We start from the raw sequence: 5,240 nt of genomic DNA, 5'->3' as shown, positions 1-5,240 counted from the left end.
AATAACCGGCTTAACCTGGGCAATCTCCGCAATGTAATCGGCCAAATCAAAGCAGCCTGCGGCTTCACCACCCGGGCCATCAAACTCGATATAGATTTTCTCTACATCAGCATCATTACGCAGGCCTGCCATCTGGCTTCGAATATCGCGGTAACTCAGAACACGCTCGCAGTTACTGTCGAGGCCACTAAACCGATGAGTCGTCGGCCCGAATACAGACAGGTGGCAAGTCGTATCAGAACGCTCTGAACGTTCGTTTCCGCTGGCATATAAATTGGGGTTCTTGTAAAAATCGATTAGCGCGTTGTGATACGTTTGATGGGCATCAATCGTCATCATCATCGGTTTGCTGGTCATCAACTGGAGCAGATGTCTCATTGGATACGATTCCTCTTTGTTCAGCGGCATCTTTACTTCGCTTCACACTGTCGAGATGCTGATCGAGTGTATTGCCTCGCTGGTTGGCGATTTTTTCTAATGAGGTGATGTCTTCTTGCAATTCCAACACCAGCGCTTTGGCAGCTTTCAGTGGGTCAATCTCTTCCCACTCTGGCCAAACCCAAACCGGAGCGATGTACGCATAAGGGTTAACAAAATAGTCCGGTAGATCAGGCCCATCGGTTAGGTGGTAGGCATCGCAGAACCAACCAATAATGCGGTTAAAGCTGGGTTCTAAATAAATGCCACGAAGCTGGCTGATGAAGCGACGGTGATTGATCATCCCCGCCCTTATCGATGAGTAGTTAACCTGCGTTAAATCCCCTGTCAGCATCTCGTAGGTAATACCAAACAGGCCTGCGACCATTCGCAGCACCTGGTTGTTATGTTCCTGGTAGTTCCCGGCTATTTCTGGCGGCGATGCTGTCTTGATGTCTTTGACACCATGCAAAACCGTCAGCGCACCAACACGATGTACCAGTTTCTGGGGCTGATTGGTTTGCCCCACTTTGGGCGCCTGTCCGGCCTGACTCACATCGGCTTCTTTCAAGGCATAGACTTGCTGGCCCTGACGCTTCATGCGCGACTTAATCTCAACCGTCTGGTTATCTTTGTACTGCTTGGCGAAGTCGGCACCTGCCGAAATCCACGGCTGAGCACTGGATTGGCCCGGATGAACAACATCCCGAATATCGATAACATCACTGGCGGGTAACCAGTTCACCGACTCTTCGTTAAATTCAGGATGGTCTCTGGGTAGCTTGTAGAAAGCATACTTTTTGGGTTTACCGTTCTTCGAATATAGAATTCCGCCGCGTATGTAGCTCCCCCTTCCCGGTCTATCTAGCTCCGAAGCCAGGCTAAGCGGAGAGACAACCTCCAACTGAAGCGGAATGAAATCAAGCGTCCGACGCCTGACAATGAATGCCCGCCCTTCGATAATGGCCGTCATCACCGCCAAGGCCTGCACACCTGCAAAGTTGGAATGCCCGCTGAAATCGCAGTAATGCATCCAGTGATCAAAACGGGTAAGAAACTCGGGGCTAAATATATCGGGTGAAAAGACCGGCTTTGCTCCGCCACCAATGCAGCTAGCGCGAAATCGAGTGGCCCCAATACGAACAATGGGATTGTTTCGCATCAGGTGATGACTGGCTTTTATCTCGTTATTGAGCGCCTGTTCACTCTTTTCGTTATCGTGCAGTTGAGCATCAGAGAACAGCGCCGACTTGGCTACTGCTGAATAACTCAAAACTCTATCTCCACATCAATCGATTCCATGATCACAGCAGGCTGCAATTGCTGCTGCAGATCGGCTTCTAACTGCCGGAGTTCGTTTAAACTAACGCTGGTATACTCAACACTGTTCTTGTAACCATCTGCCGTAACGTACTCCGCCTTTACCTGCCTTTTCCCCTGAACTAACTCGGTAATAGCGTTCTGGACTATTTGCAAGTTCTCCGCGGTAGCATAAATCTGCATCAATAAGCCTCATAATCTGATAATTCATAACAATCGGAATAAGCCGGTTCGTCTTCCGCACTCATGGTCTGAGTACTGCCTTCCAATAAACCGAGGGGCGTGTTTTGAGTCGCTTCTCTAATCACCGGGCGCAGGAAGTCATACAGCCAAAGGACATACACCAATAAATCCCATGGCTCATTTCGCTTTTGACCAGGCTTCTTTTTCCACGCTGCTTTAACACCACTGCCAACGAGGTGCTCAGAGGTGAGCATTTGGAAGTAGGTCAAATCAAAAACATCACTAACGGGGAAATGGATATAGTTCTTCCCGGGCTTTTCGATATTCAATCGTTCTGCAGCGCGGTTCTTTAACTGGTGAACATTCAGGCTTCGATACTCACATTTCACCTCAGGGTGAACTTTGAATGTGAGTGTCAGTTCGGGTTTGAATTTCGACTTGCTGTTAACCTCACCACGTATCGCGTAAATCCACCCTTTGTAGGGTGCGCAAAACTCCAGCATCGATTTCCACGCATGGCCATTACAGTCCATCACCACAGCCAGGCTCGATATCTGGCGACCATCTTTCAACATAAACGGCCGACTCAATCGTTCGACAAGTGTCTTCTGAGTCAGCTCATCTTCTGGATCACCTTGCACCGTTCCATAATCAATGGCCCAAATCTCCCCCTGAGCACCTACAGCCCAGAAGTGATATTCCAAGCGATAGGTTTGAGTATCCACCGAAGCCAAAACGCAGAGTGTTTCCTCAGGCAAGTAGTCCAGCGGAGAGTAATGATCACGGCGTGTATATATCGTTTCAAAGCTACTGAGCTTATGAGTACTTCTTACGTCTGAGTACTCAACCCCCACCTTCGTATTCATGAAGGTTTGCATTTTCTGAGGCTCTTTCTTGGCCTTTTCGTACTCACTCGCCAATGAAGGAAGCGCAGTGTTCAGGTTATCGTTATAGGCCGACCAAATATGAAAGCCTGCGTCGATTTTCCCCCGCTCGTTTCTGTCGCCCGGTTTGCCACATTTGCAGCAAAGCGCGGAACCAGTTTCGTCCCACTGGCTGGGCTCCTGATGAGTGTTGCAACAAGTAAACTCCCTTGTTGCCCGCCACTCGCCAGCCTTCACTACCTTGCTTTTATGATGCTCATAGATGGATTCGCCACAGCCCTCACAGACAAAGTGAGCCGTGGAATAATCGTCAGGATCATAGCGGAAGTTTTCGAGCTTAAGCCGCTGCTTGTGAGCGCAGTGAGGACAAGGAACATAAAAGAAACGCTGATCGGTCAGCCCGAACTCACGAGTGATTTTACAAGTGCCGGCTTCTTTCGGCGTCGAGCCCAACACAATTTTCCGTTGGGCTTCCGTCTCCGTTCGAGTGATCGCCAGCTCAACCGGATCACCCTCTTTCTCAACGTTATCCTGCCAACCAGATACCTCATCCATAAAGAGATACTTGATAGTGAGCATTCGGAACGAGCTGGCAGACGTCGCCCAAACAATACAAAGCTCACCACCGAAAAAGCTTTTCTCTTTGGACGTGTTCTTCCCCTGCATACGACGAATAACAGGATCGCAATGAGCAAATACCTTTCCGGCCTCTCGCACGGCGAACTTCTCGGCATCACCCTCGGTATTCTGGGCGATCATAATATTGCCCGGGTCGTTGGTGATTACCCAGGCCATCGCCGTATTGACGAAAATCGCATACCCAACACGGGCACTTTTGCAAAGTACGATTTTCTCAATGTAGGGTGATTCGATGGCTTGCAGCCACGCTTCTTGAAATGGCTTAGGAGAGTAGATCTGTGCGAGAGGGTTTTCGTTCTTATTCGTCCAGGCGATTATCTCCGTCTTCCGCGGCGGCACCATAGTGTTTCGCATGGCGCTCGATAACGTTTTGGATAACAGATTGAAGTTCATCGCCATCCTTCTCGTCTAATTTATAGAGAGCATTTCTCACTACTTCATCAACGACCTTTAATTTTCCAGGCTCTAACGGAAAGTGCTTTTGAAGCTCGTTTGGTATGTCTAAAAGCTTGTTTTTCACGTGCGTCATCGGCTCGATATACAGCTCAATCATGGCTGCTGCAGGAACCAGCTCTCCAGTAGCCTGACCGTTCTGAAGCTGCATCTTTATCGCGGCCTGTTTATCCTTCTCTTCTTTCCAATCTTTACCCGATAAATCATCCTCTCTGTTTCCACTGCTTCCGCTGTTTCCGCTCGAATTTCGACCATTTACAGCGTTAAGCTGGCGAATAATATCCGATTGATACTTCACGTATGATCGTACTGATTCTTCTACGTCAACCGAGCCGTTATCCTTGCGTACCAAGGCGTAACCATTACTTCTCTGGTTTCGAACAGTACGTTCTGTAACACCTAATATGTTTGAAACTGCTTTTATACTCATTACTTAATAACTCCTTTAAAATGCGGAAGCGGAAACACCACTATTTTCAAAAAAAAATTTGTCGGACCGTGCGAGTCTATGCCCCGTTGAAAACGTGCCCCAGCAGGGAGTACCTTAACCCTCAAAACGCAGAAAAAAGCGATCAAATTGATCACCTTCGACACCGAAATGATCCACTCCGATTTCGCTCGGCGATTTCGGCTACTGACAACTCACTCACAATCAAAAACGACTCAATTCAGCAAATCGCCCTCATCCATTTCGGCAATTTATTCTCATTCGAACGCCGTGAAATTCTGTAGCACGATTTCCTTTCCGATTTTCCTCTAGTTTAAATCGGCAAACTCTTCGCTAGGCCTTGCTGTTTCTGGCTTTGCGTGAATTTTTGTATTTTCGGATCTTCCCTCTGTCTTCCCATGAAAAATAAGAAAACCCTGCAAATCTAACCAAGAATGATAGGTTTGCAGGGCTTCACGTTTGAGGGATTCAGTAGTGGTATGAATGTATGCCTGATCAAGATCAGACAGTTTATGATTCAGTATTCGCTCACCCACGAACTTATCAACGCCGAGGTCAGCTAAACGAGTACGAGCCAGTTTTCGGCAGTCATGGCTGGTCCATTCCCCGTTGCTGGCTTTCTGGTAGATATCATTAGCAGCATCTTTGCCAATAGCCTCTTTAAGATTCGAAGACGGAAACAGCAGCAAACTGCCCTTAGGCTGCGTAGCCTGATATATCCTGAGCAATGCAATCACCTGTTCGGTCAGTGGCAAATACAATGCTTCTTTGGTTTTGGTATGGCTGGCAGGAATACGCCAAAGCCGGTTATCCCAATCTATATGACACCAACGCGCCAACCTGGTCTCAGATATTCGGGTACCGTGGACCAACTGCATCAACACAAGCATTCGTTC

5 protein-coding genes and 1 pseudogene are annotated in these 5,240 nt (G+C 48.2%); all 6 read right to left on the bottom strand.

Features of this window, described 5'->3' with window-relative positions; all coding sequences use genetic code 11:
- Nucleotides 1-378 (bottom strand): annotated as a pseudogene (locus MHN01_RS15825) (hypothetical protein); the annotation flags it as partial.
- Nucleotides 326-1,690 carry a phage portal protein gene (locus tag MHN01_RS15820; protein WP_239412230.1) on the bottom strand — a complete coding sequence of 455 codons (1,365 nt, stop codon included), beginning with the start codon at nucleotides 1,688-1,690 and terminating at the stop codon, nucleotides 326-328. The pseudogene MHN01_RS15825 and the gene MHN01_RS15820, both read right to left, overlap by 53 nt.
- Nucleotides 1,687-1,920 carry a gpW family head-tail joining protein gene (gene gpW, locus MHN01_RS15815; protein WP_239412229.1) on the bottom strand — a complete coding sequence of 78 codons (234 nt, stop codon included), beginning with the start codon at nucleotides 1,918-1,920 and terminating at the stop codon, nucleotides 1,687-1,689. Before gpW ends, MHN01_RS15820 begins: the two co-directional genes overlap by 4 nt.
- Nucleotides 1,920-3,797, bottom strand: coding sequence for a terminase gpA endonuclease subunit (locus tag MHN01_RS15810; RefSeq protein ID WP_239412228.1), 1,878 nt, complete (start codon nucleotides 3,795-3,797; stop codon nucleotides 1,920-1,922). Before MHN01_RS15810 ends, gpW begins: the two co-directional genes overlap by 1 nt.
- Nucleotides 3,742-4,326, bottom strand: coding sequence for a hypothetical protein (locus tag MHN01_RS15805; RefSeq protein WP_239412227.1), 585 nt, complete (start codon nucleotides 4,324-4,326; stop codon nucleotides 3,742-3,744). Before MHN01_RS15805 ends, MHN01_RS15810 begins: the two co-directional genes overlap by 56 nt.
- A gap of 326 nt (nucleotides 4,327-4,652) precedes the next feature.
- On the bottom strand, nucleotides 4,653-5,240 hold a 588-nt coding region (locus MHN01_RS15800), incomplete at its 5' end, for a site-specific integrase (RefSeq protein WP_239412226.1).

Origin of the sequence: Photobacterium sp. OFAV2-7 (genome assembly GCF_022347985.1) — a bacterium.
Classification (GTDB): Bacteria; Pseudomonadota; Gammaproteobacteria; order Enterobacterales; family Vibrionaceae; genus Photobacterium.
This window is presented reverse-complemented; position numbering and strand designations above follow the sequence as displayed.